The following is a 15,783-nucleotide window of genomic DNA, read 5'->3' on the forward strand; positions in this document are numbered from 1 at the left end:
CGGCACTGAGTGCCGTCAACTTTCTCATCCTGCCCGCTGAGATCCGGTTCCGGAAGAGCTCAGTGATGTTTCCCACCGTTTTGATCGATCATTTTTTCGGGGAAGTCTTCGACGGTCCCGCCACGCAGCCGGAAATCCAGCGCCGTACAGCGCCTGCCTGCGGAAACAGTGCGGACCGCCTGGCCGATGGCCTTGCGTGAACCGACCAGTACGACCAGCTTCTTGGCCCTGGTCACAGCGGTGTAGAGCAGGTTCCGCTGCAGCATCATCCAGGCGCTGGTGGTGACGGGGATGACGACCGCCGGATACTCACTGCCCTGCGAGCGGTGGATGGTCATCGCGTAGGCGTGGGCCAGTTCGTCCAGTTCGTCGAATTCGTACGTGATCTCCTCGTCCTCGTCCGTGAGGACGGTCAGCGTCTGCTCGTCCGCGTCGAGAGCGGTGACGACACCCACCGTGCCGTTGAAGACCCCGTTCTCCCCCTTGTCATAGTTGTTCCTGATCTGGGTCACCTTGTCGCCTACCCGGAAGACCCTGCCTCCGAACCGCTTCTCGGGCAGGTCCGGGCGGCCGGGGGTGATGGCCTGCTGGAGCAGGCCGTTGAGATGACCGGCACCCGCCGGGCCCCTGTGCATCGGGGCGAGGACCTGCACGTCACGGCGGGGGTTCAGGCCGAACTTGGCGGGGATTCGGCGGGCCGCGACATCCACCGCGAGCACCCCGGCGTCCTCCGTCTCGTCCTCCACGAACAGGAAGAAGTCGTCCAGTCCCTGGGTCAGCGGCGGCACTCCGGAGTTGATCCGGTGGGCGTTGGTGACGACGCCGGACTTCTGGGCCTGCCGGAAGATCGTGGTCAGCCTGACCGCCGGAACCGGGCCGCCCTTGGCGAGCAGGTCCCGCAGCACCTCCCCCGCGCCGACCGAGGGCAGCTGGTCCACGTCGCCGACCAGCAGCAGATGTGCACCCGGTGCCACCGCCTTGACCAGCTTGTTGGCGAGGAGCAGATCGAGCATCGACGCCTCGTCGACGACGACCAGATCGGCGTCCAGCGGCCGGTCCCGGTCGTACGCCGCGTCCCCGCCGGGCTTCAGCTCCAGCAGCCGGTGCACGGTGGACGCCTCGGCGCCGGTCAGCTCCGAGAGCCGCTTCGCGGCCCGCCCGGTCGGCGCCGCCAGCACCACCTTGGCGTTCCTGGCGCGGGCCAGCTCGACCACGGAGCGGACGGTGAAGGACTTCCCGCAGCCGGGGCCGCCGGTGAGGACGGCGACCTTCCTGCTGAGCGCGAGGCGGACGGCCGCCTCCTGCTCCGGGGCCAGGCTGGCCCCCGTACGCTGCGCGAGCCAGGCCAGCGCCTTGTCCCAGTCGACGTCCTGGAAGGCCGGCATCCGGTCCTCAGGTGTGCGCAGCAGCCGCTGCACCTGGGCGGCGAGGGAGATCTCGGCGCGGTGGAAGGGGACCAGATACACGGCGGTGACCGGCTGCCCGTCCTCGGGCCCCGGCACCTTCTCCCGTACGACGCCCTCCGGGTCCTGTGCGAGCTCGGCCAGGCAGTCGATGACGAGCCCGGTGTCGACCTGGAGCAGCTTCACCCCGTCGGCGATCAGCCGCTCCTCGGGGAGGAAGCAGTGCCCCTGGTCGGTGGACTGCGACAGGGCGTACTGGAGCCCGGCCCTGACCCGCTCGGGACTGTCGTGCGGGATGCCGACGGCCTGGGCGATGCGGTCGGCGGTGAGGAATCCGATGCCCCAGACGTCGGCGGCCAGCCGGTAGGGCTGGTTCTTCACGACGGAGATCGAGGCGTCCTCGTACTTCTTGTAGATGCGGACGGCGATGGAGGTGGAGACGCCCACGGTCTGCAGGAAGACCATGACCTCCTTGATAGCCTTCTGCTCCTCCCAGGCCGCGGCGATCATCTTCGTCCGCTTCGGACCGAGCCCGGGCACCTCGACGAGCCGCTTGGGCTGCTGCTCGATGATGTCCAGGGTGTCGACGCCGAAATGGGTGGTGATCCGGTCGGCCATGACCGGCCCGATGCCCTTGATCAGCCCGGAGCCGAGGTAGCGGCGGATGCCCTGGATGGTGGCCGGGAGGATCGTCGTGTAGTTCTCGACGGTGAACTGCCTGCCGAACTGCGGGTGGGAGCCCCAACGCCCCTCCATCCGGAGGGACTCGCCGGGCTGCGCGCCGAGCAGTGAGCCGACGACCGTGAGCAGGTCTCCGGCCCCACGACCGGTGTCGACGCGGGCGACGGTGTAGCCGTTCTCCTCGTTGGCGTAGGTGATCCGCTCCAGGACGCCTTCGAGGACGGCGGTGTTGGACATGGCTCCGACGGTATCGGGTGCGTCCGACAGCATGCGTCCGCACCCGGGAGAGCCTCGGCCCATACCGCAGGACTACGTCCAGCACCTCGTGGACACCTGCACGCGCGTCACCAGCCGGGTCGGCGCCCGGGCGGGCCGGCAGCGAAGTGACGACAAGGCGTCGGGCATGTCAGTGCGGGCGTCTACCTTCGACGCATGAAACAGGTGGACATCACTGCGTTCGATCACGAGTGGGCTCGATTCGAGTCGTGGCTTTCGGCCCATTCGCCCGCCGATCGGGCGGCCTTGAGAGGGCCGGCGGACCCCGAGAGGATCGCAGGGCTGGAATCGCGCCTGGGGTTCGCCCTGCACCCGGAGATGAGGAGGCTTCTGGAACTGCACGACGGCGCGGCCCTGCCCGTCGCCGAACCGGGTTCCTTCCCTCTGCCCGCCGGAGCGTTCCTGCCGTTGGGACACCGCCTGAGCGGTCTGGACGACATCGTGATTATGCACGACATACTCGTGGACGTCGGCGAGAACAACATCGAAGCCGACCTGTGGGAGGACGAGGCGCTGGCCGTGAATCTGCACCTGTGCGTGCCGATCGCCCTGCCCAATGACGGAGGCGTCGCCTTTGTCGATCACCGCCCAGGGCCTTCGTACGGACATGTGTACGAGATGGGCATCGGATCGGGAGACCTCGACGGGACTCTCTGGGCGACCGGTCCGGCCGCGCTCTTCCGGGTCCTGGCCGATTCCCTGGAGACGGGCTCGCCCTTCCTCTACTACCGGCCGTCGACCTACGAACACGAGTCGGGCCGTCACTGCGTCCAGTGGGAGATCGAGACCTGACAGTCCCTCGGTGCGCCTGGCCTGCGAAGGGGGCGAGAGACACACCCCGGCCGCGCTCCGACCCCTCAGTCGATGACCGCTGTGACCTCGATCTCGACCAGGTGTTCGGGGATGTCCAGCGCCGCGACCCCCAGCATCGTGGCCGGCGGTACCGGGGTGGCCCCCAGCCGGGCGGAGGCCCGGGAGATCCCCTCCAAGAGCAGGGGCATCTTGTCGGGGGTCCAGTCGACGACGTGGACGTTCAGTTTCGCCACGTCGTCGAAGGTGGCGCCGACGCCCGCCAGCGCGGTGGCGACGTTGACGTAGCACTGCTCGACCTGGGCCGCCAGGTCGCCTTCGCCGACCGTGACGCCGTCGGCGTCCCAGGCGACCTGCCCGGCGACGAAGACCAGCTTCGACCCGGTCGCGACCGACACCTGCCGGTAGACGTCGATCTCCGGCAGTCCCGCGGGGTTCGTCAGGGTGATGGCCATGCTGTCCGCCTCCTTGCCGCGCAGCCCGGACGGGGCGACACGTGCTCTCTTGTGGTTACTCAGGAACCGTAGGAGAGTGAGCGCTGACGTGGAAGAGCGCACTTTTCAGTGACAGGGGAACCAGAAGGTGACCAAGCAGTTCAGCGGTTCGCCCGAGGAGCAGGCCGACCTGAGGCGCGCGGATTCACTGGCGCGGGAGATCTTCTCGGACGTCGCCAACAAGTGGGCGCTCCTGATCATCGAGGCCCTGGGCGACCGCACCCTGCGCTTCAGTGAGGTGCGGAGCGAGGTCGAGGGGATCAGCCACAAGATGCTCACCCAGAACCTGCGGATGCTGGAGCGCAACGGCCTCGTCGAGCGGACCGTGTATCCCACGGTCCCGCCGAAGGTCGAGTACACCCTCACCGAACCGGGGCAGGGGCTGCGGAAGACGGTCGACGTGATGTGCGAATGGACCCACCGGAACATCGGTCACATCGAGGCGGCCCGGAGCGGCTTCGACGGCGGCTGAGGTCACGGACGAGGGCGGCCGACGGGCTCCGGGGACGGTCCGGAACCCGGTCGCCCGTTGCTCAGAAGGCTGTCAGGCCCAGCTGCCGGTGGAGCGCTTTCCTCTGCTCGGGTGTGGCGAGGACCATGATGCTGTCGTAGCCGACGCCCGGCTCACGCGCGAAGCCGACGTTGTGCCAGGAGCGCGGGTCGTCGCCGTGGGCGGTCTCGGCGATGGCCCGGCAGGCCGCCTCGTGGTCGTAGTAGTCCTCCGCGAAGTGCTCGGCCGGGATGGACACGGGCTCGGCGTTCCGCCTGAACTCCAGAAGGTCGGAGCGGCCCCCCTCGAGACCGCCTTCGCCCTCGACGACCCTGACGTCGGAGATGGTGACCCTGCCGTCGGCGACCTGGGCGGCGTGCGCCAGCAGGCCCGCGTAACCGCTGTGGATGGAGTCGATGTCGTCGGCGTGGACCGAGACCGCCACACCGAAGCTCTCCAGGGCCTGGGCTGCGGCGTACGGGGCCAGCTCATCGTCCGCGTAGGTGGCCGCGGCTTCGAGGGTGCTGCGCGTCTTCTCCTCGGACACCATGCCGGTTCCGCTGAGGAGGGCGCCTATGCGCCTGTAGGTCGTCGGGGAATTCTTCGGCATCCCGGAGATCCTGCCAGATCGGTGAGCCCGCCGCGGATGTCCCAGGAAGCGGAATGGGGCCCGGCCCTGAGGCCGGACCCCCCTCGCTCTCCCCCTCCGTCGGGCTTCCCGATCCCCCCGGACCCCTCCCCGGAAGTCCCGACGCTGAGTACGACCGGGGAAGGTGCGTAAAGGTTGTACGCCTTTGCGATCTCTTTTGACTCGGTCGTTCCGACGGCTCTCAGCAGGCGTGTTCCAGGTAGCGCGCGGCGACTTCGCCGATCACTTCGGCTCCGTCACGCGCCCACAGCCGCTCGTTGAAGATCTCGACCTCGATCGGTCCGTCGAAGCCCGTCGCCTCGACCTGACGGCGCATCATCCGGAAGTCCACGCAGCCGTCGCCGAGTTGGCCGCGCCCCACCAGAACGCCCGCCGGGAGGGGGGTGATCCAGTCGGCCAGCTGGAAGGAGTGGATGCGTCCGCCCGCGCCGGCCCGGGCGATCTGCGCGGGCACCTGGTCGTCCCACCAGAGGTGGTAGGCGTCGACGACCACCCCGACCTGCTCGGCCGGGAAGCGCTCCGCGAGATCGAGGGCCTGGGACAGGGTGGAGACGACGCAGCGGTCCGACGCGAACATCGGGTGCAGCGGCTCGATCGCGAGCCGGACGCCCCGCTCGGCGGCGTACGGGGCCAGCACCGCCAGCGCGTCGGCGATGCGCTCCCGGGCGGCGTACAGGTCCTTCTCCCCCTCCGGGAGCCCGCCGGAGACCAGGACCAGGGTGTCGGTGTTCACGCCCGCGGCCTCGTCGACCGCCGCACGGTTGTCGTCCAGGGCGCGGGCACGTCCGGCGGGATCGGCCGCGGTGAGGAAACCGCCGCGGCAGAGGCTGGTGACGGTGAGGCCCGCGTCCTTCATCAGCTGCCCGGCTCGCTCGACGCCGTACTCCTGCACCGGGGCGCGCCAGAGGCCGACCTGGCCGATGCCGGCCTTGGCGCAGCCCTCGACGAGCTCCGGAAGCGACAGCTGCCGGACCGTCTCCTGGTTGATGGACAGGCGGGACAGATCGGTGCTCATCGGCTTCCTCCCCGGACGGTCAGGAGGGCACGCATCCGTGCCTCGGCCAGCTCCGGGTCCGGGAACAGGCCCAGGCGGTCGGCCAGTTCGTACGCCTTCGCCAGATGCGGGAGCGAACGCGCGGACTGCAGGCCGCCGACCATCGTGAAGTGGTCCTGATGGCCCGCGAGCCAGGCGAGGAACACCACGCCCGTCTTGTAGAAGCGGGTAGGGGCCTTGAACAGGTGGCGGGACAGCTCGACCGTGGGGTCCAGGAGGGCGCGGAAGCCCTCGACGTCCCCGGTGTCCAGGACCCTGACCGCGTGGGCGGCCAGCGGGCCCAGCGGGTCGAAGATGCCGAGCAGGGCGTGGCTGAAGCCCCGGTCGTCGCCGGCGATCAGCTCGGGATAGTTGAAGTCGTCGCCGGTGTAGCAGCGCACCCCGCTGGGAAGCCGGCGCCGGACGTCGATCTCGCGCTCGGCGTCCAGGAGCGAGATCTTGATGCCGTCGACCTTGTCAGGGTGCTCCCCGATGACCTTCAGGAAGGTGTCCGTGGCGGCGTCGAGGTCCGCGCTGCCCCAGTAACCCTCCAGCGCCGGGTCGAACATGGGGCCGAGCCAGTGCAGGACGACCGGTTCCGTGGCCTGGCGCAGGAGATGTGGATACGTCTCCAGGTAGTCCTCGGGGCCGTCCGCCGCGGCGGCCAGCGCGCGGGAGGCCATGAGGATGGCTTGCGCGCCGCTCGCCTCGACCAGGGCGAGCTGCTCCTCGTACGCGGCGCGCACCTCGGGCAGGGTCGCGGGGCCGGTGAGCTGGTCGGTGCCCACACCGCAGGCGATCCTGCCGCCGACGGACTTCGCCTCGGCGGCCGAGCGGCGGATCAGCTCCGCCGCGCCGGCCCAGTCCAGGCCCATGCCGCGCTGGGCGGTGTCCATGGCCTCGGCGACGCCCAGGCCGTGGGACCAGAGGTGGCGGCGGAAGGCGAGGGTGGCGTCCCAGTCGACGGCGGCGGGACCGTCGGGGCCGATGTCGGCGTACGGGTCGGCGACCACGTGGGCGGCGGAGAAGACCGTACGGGAGGCGAGCGGCGCCCCGGACGGTGCGAGGTCGAGCGGGGTGGTGCGGGGTTCGTACGGGCCCTGCGGCAGGTGGATGGTCACAGGCTCAGCTCCGGTACGTCGAAGCGGCGGCCCTCGGCCGAGGACTTGAGGCCGAGCTCGGCGAGCTGGACACCGCGGGCACCGGCCATCAGGTCCCAGGTGTAGGGCTCGTCGAGGACGATGTGGCGCAGGAAGAGCTCCCACTGTGCCTTGAAGCCGTTGTCGAACTCGGCGTTGTCGGGCACTTCCTGCCACTGGTCGCGGAACGGCTCGGTGACGGGGAGGTCGGGGTTCCAGACCGGCTTGGGGGTGGCCGAGCGGTGCTGGACACGGCAGTTGCGCAGGCCCGCGACGGCGGAGCCGTGGGTGCCGTCGACCTGGAACTCGACGAGCTCGTCACGGTTGACGCGCACGGCCCAGGAGGAGTTGATCTGGGCGACGGCTCCGCCGGCCAGCTGGAAGGTGCCGTACGCGGCGTCGTCGGCGGTGGCGGCGTAGGGCTTGCCGTGCTCGTCCCAGCGCTGCGGGATGTGCGTCTGCACGTGTGCGGAGACGCTGGTGACCTGGCCGAACAGCTCGTGCAGGACGTACTCCCAGTGCGGGAACATGTCGACGACGATGCCGCCGCCGTCCTCGGCGCGGTAGTTCCAGGAGGGACGCTGGGCGTCCTGCCAGTCGCCTTCGAAGACCCAGTAGCCGAACTCGCCGCGCACGGAGAGGATCTCGCCGAAGAAACCGCCGTCGATGAGGCGCTTCAGCTTGAGCAGGCCGGGGAGGAAGATCTTGTCCTGGACGACGCCGTGCTTGATGCCGGCGTCGCGGGCGAGGCGGGCCAGTTCGAGGGCGCCCTCGACGTCGGTGGCGGTGGGCTTCTCGGTGTAGACGTGCTTGCCGGCGGCGATCGCCTTCCGGATCGCCTCGACGCGGGCCGAGGTGACCTGGGCGTCGAAGTAGATGTCGATCGACTCGTCGGCGAGCACCGCGTCGAGGTCGGTCGACCACTCGGTCAGACCGTGCTGTGCGGCGAGCGCCTCCAGCGCGTGGGCGCGCCGGCCGACGAGCACTGGCTCGGGCCACAGCACGTCTCCGTCGCCGAGGTCGAGGCCGCCCTGCTCGCGGATCGCGAGGATCGAGCGCACCAGGTGCTGCCGGTACCCCATGCGTCCCGTGACGCCGTTCATGGCGATGCGCACTGTCCTGCGTGTCACGAAAGTTCCTCCATACAGCCGTAGCAAGCGCTTTCTATGCGGTATGACGCTAGCCTGCCGAGAGCGGCCCGGACAAGAGGGGGCCGCTCCACAACTCCTCGGAGGAGAGCGATGACAGTCACCCTGGCGGACGTTGCGGCCCGCGCCCGGGTGTCCCCGGCCACCGTGTCCCGTGTCCTGAACGGCAACTACCCGGTGGCGTCGTCCACCCGGGAGCGGGTCCTGCGCGCGGTGGACGAACTGGACTACGTCCTGAACGGTCCGGCCAGCTCGCTCGCCGCCGCCACGTCCGACCTGGTGGGCATCCTGGTCAACGACATCGCCGACCCGTTCTTCGGGATCATGGCCGGAGCCGCGCAGAGCGAGATCGGCGGGCCGGGCGACGGATCCGGCCGTGCGGGCGGCGAGAAACTCGCCGTCGTCTGCAACACCGGCGGCTCCCCCGAGCGTGAACTGACCTATCTCACCCTGCTCCAGCGCCAGCGGGCCGCGGCCGTCGTCCTCACCGGCGGCGCGCTGGAGGACCCTGCCCACCAGGCCGCGATGGCCGTGAAGCTGGCCAGGCTCGCGGACGCCGGCACCCGGATCGTCTTCTGCGGACGGCCTCCGCTGCCGGACACCGACGCGGTGGCCGCCGCGCTGGCCTTCGACAACCGGGGCGGCGCCCGACGCCTCACCGAGCACCTGATCGCCCTGGGGCACCGGCGGATCGGCTACGTCGCCGGGCCTCTGGAACGCACCACGACCCGGCACCGGCTGGAGGGCCACCGCGAGGCCATGAAGGCGGCGGGGCTGTACGGGGACGAGGAGAGCGTCACCGTGCACGGCCCGTACGACCGGAGCTCCGGTTACGACGCCACGCTCGAACTCCTGCGCCGCGAGCCCGGTGTGACGGCCGTCGTCGCCGCCAACGACACCGTGGCACTGGGTGCCTGCGCCGCGGTCCGCGACCGCGGGCTCCGCATTCCCGAGGACGTGTCGGTGGCCGGCTTCGACGATCTGCCGTTCTCGGTGGACGCCGTACCGGCACTGACGACCGTGCGGCTGCCGCTGTTCGAGGCGGGGGCACGGGCGGGCCGGCTGGCGATGGGCAAGGAGACGCCGCCGCCCGGGGGTGTCGCGACGATCGGGGCCGAACTGATGGTGCGGGGCTCGACGGCGGCGCCGGCGCGCTGAACGGGCCCGCCCCCACGGCTTCGGCGTCGCGGGCACAAAGATGGGGGCGACTCCCCCATGTGCCCGGCCGGGCCGCCCTCCAGGATGAGTGCGGGAGAACGACCTGGGTCTCCCGCGGCCAGGGAGGTGAACGCGGTGGTGGAGCGCAATGCGGGTGGAGGTGCGGGCCGGACGGCCGCACCGGGCGCCCTGGCCGCGGCCCCGGACCGCCCCGAGCACGCGCATCTGCCGGATGAGGCTCATCTCCTCGGCTCGCGGGTGCCCGGCGATCCGTGGTGGCTTCCGGGCGTGGTGGGACCACACCCCGGTACGGAGCCAGGCTGGGCGAGGTTCGTCCGGGAGGCCGTGACGGGCGCGCCGCGGGAGGCACGGGTCGCGGACCGGGCCTATCCGGACCTGACCGGCTTCGAGGTGGTCGTCGCGCCGTTCGCGGTCCGCGCCGCCGGCCGCCTGGCGGACGCGGCGCCCGGAGACGGCGCACGGCCGGGGACGGCCATCTGCCCCGCGGCCGTGCTGGAGGGCTTCCGGCAGGACGTCGCGCGCCACCTGGCCCGGCTGGCCGCCAGGACACTCGTCTCCGAGCTGCACGGGGTACGGCTCGGCGGCGGGCTGAGCGGGGACGCGCCCGAGGAGCGCTTCCGGGACTTCCTGCGGCTGACCGCCGGCCGGGCCGGCCTCACCTCCCTGGTCACCGGGTATCCCGTCCTCGCACGGGTCCTCGCCCAGGCGGCGATGAACGCGGCGGACGCATTCGCCGAGATGCTCCGCAGACTCGCGGCGGACCGGGACCTCCTGGACTCGTCCGGCGTACTGCGGGGCACGGGCGCGGCTGGGTCCGCCGGTTACGGGCCGCATGCTCTGACGGGGGTCACGGCCGGCACGGGCGACAGCCATCGCGGGGGCCGGTCGGTGATGCTGCTGCGGTTCGCCGACGGCGCCCGGCTGGTCTACAAGCCGCGCCCGCTCACCGCGCACCGGCACTTCGAAACCCTGGTCGAGTGGTTCAACTCCCTTGCCGGGACGCCCGGTCTGCGTGCCCCCCGGGTCCTGGACCGGGGCGAGTACGGCTGGGCGGAGTTCGTCGAGGAGGCACCCTGCCGCTCGGCGGCCGAGACCACGCTCTTCTACCGGCGTCTGGGCGCGCTGCTGGCGCTGCTGCACATCCTGGACGGCACGGACCTGCACCACGAGAACCTCATCGCCTGCGGCCCGCATCCCGTCCTGGTCGACGTCGAGACGCTGTTCCACCCGCCCCTGACACAGGCACCGCCCGCCGATCCGGCCGCACGCGCCCTGCACGCCTCGGTCCACCGCGTCGGGCTGCTCCCGCAGTTGCTGGTCGGGGACACGACCGCGCTCGACATGTCCGCCGTCGGCGGCGGCCGGGCGGACCGGTCACCGCTGGAGACGGCCTCCTGGGCGGGGGCGGGCACCGACACCATGCATCTGACGCGTACCGCCGGACGGTTCACCGAATCGGCCAACCGCCCCACGCTCGACGGGGTCCGGGCCGACCCGTTCCGGTTCACCGACGCGCTGTGCGAAGGATTCCGCGCCGCGTACACGGCTGTCAGCGACTCGCGCGACGAACTGCTGGGCGAGAGGGGCCTCCTGCAGATCTTCGCGCGGGACGAGATCCGCTTCGTACCGCGGCCGACCTGGACGTACGCCACGCTGCTGCACGAGTCGACGCATCCCGACCTGATGCGGGACGCCACCGAACGGCAGCAGGTGTTCGGGCTGCTGCGTACCGGAGCCCTGGGAACTCCCGCTCTGCCCGGTCTGGAGGACGAGGAGATCGCGGAGCTGTGGCAGGGCGACGTCCCGGTGTTCACCACCCGCCCGGACTCCACGTACGTGTGGAGCGGCGGCGGGCACAGGTTGCCGGGCCCGGCCGGGGCGACCGGGCTGGCGCGGGTGGAGTCGAAGATCCGCGCCCTGGACACGGTGGACCGGCAGGACCAGGAGCGGATCATCCGTACCGCCATGGTGAGCACCTCCACCGAGCCCCCGCACCGCGCGGCCGGTGGCGGCAGGCCGCGGGCCGAGGCGACGGCACCGGAGCCGGAACGCCTGCTCTCCGCCGCGCGCTCGGTGGGCGACCAGCTCGTCTCGCTCGCCTACCACGGCGGGGGCCGGGCCAACTGGATCGGCCTGGAGCTGCTCGGTGAACGCTACTGGCGCCTCACACCGCTGGCGGCGGATCTCGCGGGCGGCTACACGGGGCCGGCGCTGTTCCTCGCGCAGCTGGCCTCACTCACCGGTGCGGCCAGGTACGCCGATGCGGCCCGTGCGGCGCTGGCGCCCGTACCGGGCCTCCTGGACACCCTGCACCAGCGCGGTGACGACCTCGGACTGCTCGGCTCCGGAGCCTTCTCGGGCCTCGGCGGCATCGCCTACGCCCTGACCGAGGTCGGGGAACTGCTCGACGACCGCCGGGTGTCGGACTGGGTGGGCCCCGCCACCCGGCTGAGCTGCGCGGCGAGTTCGGCCGAGGAGGGGCTCGGGGTGCGAGGCGGGGCCGCGGGCGGCCTGGTGTCGCTCCTCGCCGTGCACCGGACCACGGGCCGGGCGGAGGCATGGCGTGGCGCCGAACGCTGCGCCGAACGGATCGCGGCGGCGGAGCTCCCCGCATCCGAAAACTTCGCGGACGGGGCCGCGGGCATCGGCTGGGCCCTGCTGCGGTTCGCCGGGGCGGGCGGCGGTGCGCGTTACCGGAACGCCGGGCTGGAGGCCCTGCGCCGGGCCGCGCTCGGCGAGCACGGTGGGCCGGCCTGGTGCGAGGGCACCACGGGGGTCGCGCTCGCGGTCGCCGACAGCCCCGAGGCCGTGGCCGATCCGGAGCTCCGCGACTGGCTGACGGCACGGGCCGGCGCCCTGGCGCGGGCGACGCCCCCGGGCGACGACAGTCTCTGCCACGGCGAGCTGGGCGTGCTGGAACTGCTCGGACACGGAGCCCTGCCCCGCCTCCGCCCCCACTGGCTGCGCCGGACCGGCACCCTGCTGGCCGCCGCCGACCGGGCGCAGCCGCAATGCGGAACGCCCGCACACGTACCTCACCCCGGGCTGCTCACCGGCCTGTCGGGCATCGGACACGGGCTGCTGCGGGCGGGGTTCCCCGACCGGATCGGCTCGGCACTGCTCATGCGCCACTCCGTGGGGGCCGACCGGTCCCCCGCACCCATGACGTTGTCGCTCAACGACCAGTAGAAGAGGCAGAGATGACGCAGATCAGCGAGTCGGCCGGATACGCGGACGTCGCCACGGCGCACGAGAGAGCCTTCGAGCACCCCGCCGGCCGGATATCGCTCGGCAACAGCGGCGGGCTGGGGCTGCGCAGCAGGCTTCTCGGCGCTTCGGACGGGGATCCGTCCGGCCCCGACCTGCCGTACACCACCTTCACCGTTCCGTTGTAACCCTTTCGTGCATGGGCGCACCACCTTCGCGGAATGTGCCTACTGCCGCACTCTGTACGGTTCCAGTAGCCTGCGGCCATGCATGCGAATTCGCCGGTCACCATCGGGCGTGACGAGGAGATCGGCCTGCTGAGCAGCGCCCTGGACGCCGCACGACGGCGTTCGGGGCGCGCTCTGTTCCTCGCCGGTGAAGCGGGTATCGGCAAGTCCAGGCTGGTCGGCGAATGCGCCTTCCGTGCCTACGGGTTCGGCATGCCGGTGCTGCGCGGACGGGCGGGCTCGACCGGCCTGGTCGTACCGTTCCGCCCCCTGATGGAGGCGCTCTCGTCCCACTTCCGGGCGGCCGGCACACCGACCGACCCGGAACTGGTGCCGTATCACCCGGCGTTGGCCAGGCTGGTGCCGGAATGGCGGAGCGGCGCCCCTTCGGGATACACGGAGACCGTGGTCGAGCTGGCCGAGGCCCTGCTGCGGCTGCTTTCGGTCCTGGGCCGGGACACCGGCTGCGTGATGCTGCTCGAGGACCTGCACGACTGCGACACGGAGACCGTCGCGGTCGTCGAGTACGTCATCGACAACCTGGCGGACCTCCCGGTCCTGCTGCTGGGCACCCTGCGCCCCGAGCCGGGCACGGCGCTGGACCTCGTACGCTCCGCCGAGCAGCGTCACACGGCGACGGTGGTGGAGCTGCGGGGGCTCGGTGACGACCAGGTGCGGGCCCTGACCGGTGCCTGCCTGGAGACCCCGCCCGAGCTGATACCCACGGCTGTCCAGCAGCGGCTGGTCGAACGCGCGGCGGGCAACCCGTATCTGGTCGAGGTGCTGCTGGACGATCTGCTGGAGACGGGCGGGCTGCGGCGCACCGAGGGCGGCTGGGAGGCGGCGGAGCAGCCGGACCGGGCCCTGCCTTCGCGGATTCTCCGGAGCTGGTCCCTGCGGCTCGACCGGATGGACGAGCCGGTGCGGGACCTTCTGCTGACGGCGGCCACCCTGGGCAGCCAGTTCTCCGTGGCGGTGCTGCAGACCGTCACGGGTCTGGAGGACCGGGTCCTGTTCACCCACCTGAGATCCGCCGTCGAGACCGGGGTGATCGCCCCCCACGGAGCGGCGCCCGACCGCTACGCCTTCCGGCACACGCTCACCGCGGAGGCGATCGTCTCCTCCCTCGCGCCGGCGGAGCGGGCCGCACTCGCCCGGCGTGCCGCAGCGGCCGTCGAGCACTCCGGGGAGCCGCTCGACGAGGACCGGCGCCAGCTCGTGGCCTCCCTGGAGCTCGCGGCGGGCAACCGCGCGGGCGCGGCCCTCCAGTTCGCCGAGGCGGGACGGCGGATGCTCGCCGCGGGCTCGCACGGCTCGGCCGTGGTGCTGCTGGAACGTTCCCGCTCCCTGGCCGACGAGAGCGACCTGGCCGCCGTCACCGAGTCCCTGGCGGTGGCACGGGCCGAGGGCGGCGACCTGGACGGCGCACTCGCGCTTGCCGGTTCCCTGCCACCCGTACCCGCTCGGTCCGAGGCGGCCGCGCGGCGCGGGGACGCCCACATCAAGATCGCCTGGGTGGCGGTCATGGCTGAGCGGGCCGCCGACACAGCACGTCAGATCGCCCTGGCGAACGGCCTGTTCGGCCCGTCACCGTCCCCAGCGCGCCGTGCGTCGCTCGCGGTCGTCGACGGCCACCTGTCGCTGCTCCCCGGTGGGGAGCGGCGGGAGCCGGAGACGGCCGAGCGGGCCGCCCGCTCGGCCGCGGAGACCGCCGAGGCGCAGGGGCTCCCGGTCGTGGCCTGCCAGGCCTGGCAGTTACTGGCACTGCTCTCGCGGGAGAGGGGTTTCGACGCCGCCGACGCGTGCCTGGAACGGATGCTCGCGCTGTCCACCGAGCACGCCCTGCCGCTGTGGCGGGTGGAGGCGCTGGTGCGCCTGGGGGTGAACGGTTTCATGCGGACCGGTGACGCGGCCCGTCTGCACTCCGCACGGGGGGCGGCGGCGGCGCTGGGTTCGCTGCTGCTGACCCAGACGGTCGACGGGCTCCTCGCGATGAACGCGGTGATGTGCGCCCGGTGGGACGAGGCGGAGGAGATCACCGGGCGGTCGGTGGAGGCCAGCGCCAGGACCGGCAACCACGGTGCCCACCGGTACCTGCTGCTGGCCGGGGCGGCGGCCGCGGCGCACCGTGGCCGTCGCCGGGAGACGGAACGGTCGCTCGCGGCGTTCCGCAGGGCCGGGGGCGACGAGTCCGCGCTGGTGCCCCTGCGGCTGGGCTTCTGCGGCGCCATCGGCGCCCTCCTGGAGGAGGACCGCGTACGGGCCCTGGCGGACCTGGACGCCGCGCTGGACTGGGAACGTGACCACCCGAGCTACTACTACCTGAGCGGCCGCTACGGTCTGCGCCCGTTGCTGCGGGTGCTGGAGGGTGAGGCGACGCGCGACGAGTACGAGGTGGCGGCGGGTACGCCCGGGGCCGCCCTGGCCTGGAACAGGCAGTTCCTTGAACTGGCGGAGGCGGTGCTGCTCGGCCGGGAGGGCGACCATGCGGGGGCCGCCCGGCGGATGACGGCCTTCCACGCCAGGTCCTCGGCCTTTCCGGTGGCCCGGCACCTCGGTCTGCGGCTGGTCGCCGACGCGGCGTTCGCCGACCGCTGGGGCGAGCCGGTCGTGTGGCTGCGCACCGCGGAGGAGTTCTTCCACGGCGCAGGGGTGCAGCCCGCGGCGGCGGCGTGCCGGGCCGCTCTGCGGCAGGCCGGGGTGAGCGTCACCCAGCACCGTGGCGGCCGGGACAGGATCCCCTCGCCGCTGCGGACGAGCGGGGTGACTCCACGCGAGTACGAGGTGTTCGTGCTGCTGGCGGAGCGGCCGGGCAACCAGCAGATAGCCCAGCGGCTGTCCATCTCGCCCCGCACGGTGGAGAAGCACCTGGCCAGCCTGCTCAGCAAGACGGGCCGGGCGAACCGTACGGCCCTGTGCGAGTTCGCCGCGGAGTGTGTCGTCGACCAGCCCTGAGCACGTGGGACGCCCCTCACTGGCGTACGCCGGGACGCGGGCATGCCTCCCGACGCGGAGGCGGGCGCCCCGAGACGGGTGACCGGCCGCCC

The 15,783-nt window shown here is 72.1% G+C and carries 12 protein-coding genes; 6 read left to right on the forward strand and 6 right to left on the reverse strand.

Annotated features, from left to right (window positions below; translation table 11 throughout):
* Nucleotides 1-59: 59 nt before the first annotated feature.
* Nucleotides 60-2,321: an SF1B family DNA helicase RecD2 gene (gene recD2 / locus BFF76_RS14195; RefSeq protein ID WP_065848377.1), complete on the reverse strand. Its 2,262-nt coding sequence runs from the start codon at nucleotides 2,319-2,321 to the stop codon at nucleotides 60-62.
* 195 nt (nucleotides 2,322-2,516) lie between these two features.
* Between recD2 and BFF76_RS14200 the strand changes: the two genes are divergently transcribed.
* Nucleotides 2,517-3,152, forward strand: a complete 636-nt coding sequence (locus BFF76_RS14200) for an SMI1/KNR4 family protein (protein ID WP_065848350.1) — start codon at nucleotides 2,517-2,519, stop codon at nucleotides 3,150-3,152.
* A gap of 65 nt (nucleotides 3,153-3,217) precedes the next feature.
* Here BFF76_RS14200 and BFF76_RS14205 read toward each other — a convergent pair whose 3' ends face one another.
* Entirely contained in the window at nucleotides 3,218-3,625 is a 408-nt protein-coding gene (locus BFF76_RS14205) for a RidA family protein (RefSeq protein WP_053928631.1), read from the reverse strand.
* Nucleotides 3,626-3,752: 127 nt separating this feature from the next.
* On the opposite strand from BFF76_RS14205, the gene BFF76_RS14210 reads away from it, so the two are divergent.
* A complete protein-coding gene (locus BFF76_RS14210) occupies nucleotides 3,753-4,136 on the forward strand; it encodes a winged helix-turn-helix transcriptional regulator (RefSeq protein WP_031092140.1) in 384 nt (127 codons plus the stop codon).
* A 61-nt stretch (nucleotides 4,137-4,197) separates the two neighbouring features.
* Here BFF76_RS14210 and BFF76_RS14215 read toward each other — a convergent pair whose 3' ends face one another.
* From BFF76_RS14215 to BFF76_RS14230, 4 genes are all read right to left on the reverse strand, one after another.
* Nucleotides 4,198-4,764: a hypothetical protein gene (locus tag BFF76_RS14215; RefSeq protein WP_065848351.1), complete on the reverse strand. Its 567-nt coding sequence runs from the start codon at nucleotides 4,762-4,764 to the stop codon at nucleotides 4,198-4,200.
* A gap of 220 nt (nucleotides 4,765-4,984) precedes the next feature.
* Nucleotides 4,985-5,818 carry a sugar phosphate isomerase/epimerase family protein gene (locus BFF76_RS14220; RefSeq protein ID WP_031092143.1) on the reverse strand — a complete coding sequence of 278 codons (834 nt, stop codon included), beginning with the start codon at nucleotides 5,816-5,818 and terminating at the stop codon, nucleotides 4,985-4,987.
* Nucleotides 5,815-6,957 (reverse strand): dihydrodipicolinate synthase family protein, encoded by a 1,143-nt coding sequence (locus BFF76_RS14225; RefSeq protein ID WP_065848352.1) that lies wholly within the window; start codon nucleotides 6,955-6,957, stop codon nucleotides 5,815-5,817. Before BFF76_RS14225 ends, BFF76_RS14220 begins: the two co-directional genes overlap by 4 nt.
* The gene (locus BFF76_RS14230; protein ID WP_053928634.1) at nucleotides 6,954-8,105 is read right to left on the reverse strand and encodes a Gfo/Idh/MocA family protein; all 1,152 of its coding nucleotides are present in this window, start codon (nucleotides 8,103-8,105) and stop codon (nucleotides 6,954-6,956) included. Before BFF76_RS14230 ends, BFF76_RS14225 begins: the two co-directional genes overlap by 4 nt.
* 111 nt (nucleotides 8,106-8,216) lie before the next feature.
* On the opposite strand from BFF76_RS14230, the gene BFF76_RS14235 reads away from it, so the two are divergent.
* From BFF76_RS14235 to BFF76_RS14250, 4 genes are all read left to right on the forward strand, one after another.
* Nucleotides 8,217-9,281 carry a LacI family DNA-binding transcriptional regulator gene (locus BFF76_RS14235; RefSeq protein WP_053928635.1) on the forward strand — a complete coding sequence of 355 codons (1,065 nt, stop codon included), beginning with the start codon at nucleotides 8,217-8,219 and terminating at the stop codon, nucleotides 9,279-9,281.
* 84 nt (nucleotides 9,282-9,365) lie between these two features.
* A complete protein-coding gene (locus tag BFF76_RS14240; protein ID WP_079122386.1) occupies nucleotides 9,366-12,491 on the forward strand; it encodes a type 2 lanthipeptide synthetase LanM family protein in 3,126 nt (1,041 codons plus the stop codon).
* Nucleotides 12,492-12,502: 11 nt separating this feature from the next.
* Nucleotides 12,503-12,697, forward strand: coding sequence for a hypothetical protein (locus BFF76_RS32970; protein WP_031092153.1), 195 nt, complete (start codon nucleotides 12,503-12,505; stop codon nucleotides 12,695-12,697).
* A 78-nt stretch (nucleotides 12,698-12,775) separates the two neighbouring features.
* Nucleotides 12,776-15,691: a helix-turn-helix transcriptional regulator gene (locus BFF76_RS14250; RefSeq protein ID WP_065848354.1), complete on the forward strand. Its 2,916-nt coding sequence runs from the start codon at nucleotides 12,776-12,778 to the stop codon at nucleotides 15,689-15,691.
* Nucleotides 15,692-15,783 lie beyond the last annotated feature (92 nt).

Source organism: Streptomyces mutomycini, assembly GCF_001700505.1.
Classification (GTDB): domain Bacteria; phylum Actinomycetota; class Actinomycetes; order Streptomycetales; family Streptomycetaceae; genus Streptomyces; species Streptomyces mutomycini.

Bases quoted from the DNA above. Each gene is read 5' to 3' on its own strand.
- BFF76_RS14200 (WP_065848350.1), top strand. From the start codon at position 2,517: ATGAAACAGGTGGACATCACTGCGTTCGATCACGAGTGGGCTCGATTC.
- BFF76_RS14205 (WP_053928631.1), bottom strand. From the start codon at position 3,625: ATGGCCATCACCCTGACGAACCCCGCGGGACTGCCGGAGATCGACGTC.
- BFF76_RS14215 (WP_065848351.1), bottom strand. From the start codon at position 4,764: ATGCCGAAGAATTCCCCGACGACCTACAGGCGCATAGGCGCCCTCCTC.
- BFF76_RS14250 (WP_065848354.1), top strand. From the start codon at position 12,776: ATGCATGCGAATTCGCCGGTCACCATCGGGCGTGACGAGGAGATCGGC.
- BFF76_RS14220 (WP_031092143.1), bottom strand. From the start codon at position 5,818: ATGAGCACCGATCTGTCCCGCCTGTCCATCAACCAGGAGACGGTCCGG.
- BFF76_RS14240 (WP_079122386.1), top strand. From the start codon at position 9,366: ATGAGTGCGGGAGAACGACCTGGGTCTCCCGCGGCCAGGGAGGTGAAC.
- BFF76_RS32970 (WP_031092153.1), top strand. From the start codon at position 12,503: ATGACGCAGATCAGCGAGTCGGCCGGATACGCGGACGTCGCCACGGCG.
- BFF76_RS14235 (WP_053928635.1), top strand. From the start codon at position 8,217: ATGACAGTCACCCTGGCGGACGTTGCGGCCCGCGCCCGGGTGTCCCCG.
- recD2 (WP_065848377.1), bottom strand. From the start codon at position 2,321: ATGTCCAACACCGCCGTCCTCGAAGGCGTCCTGGAGCGGATCACCTAC.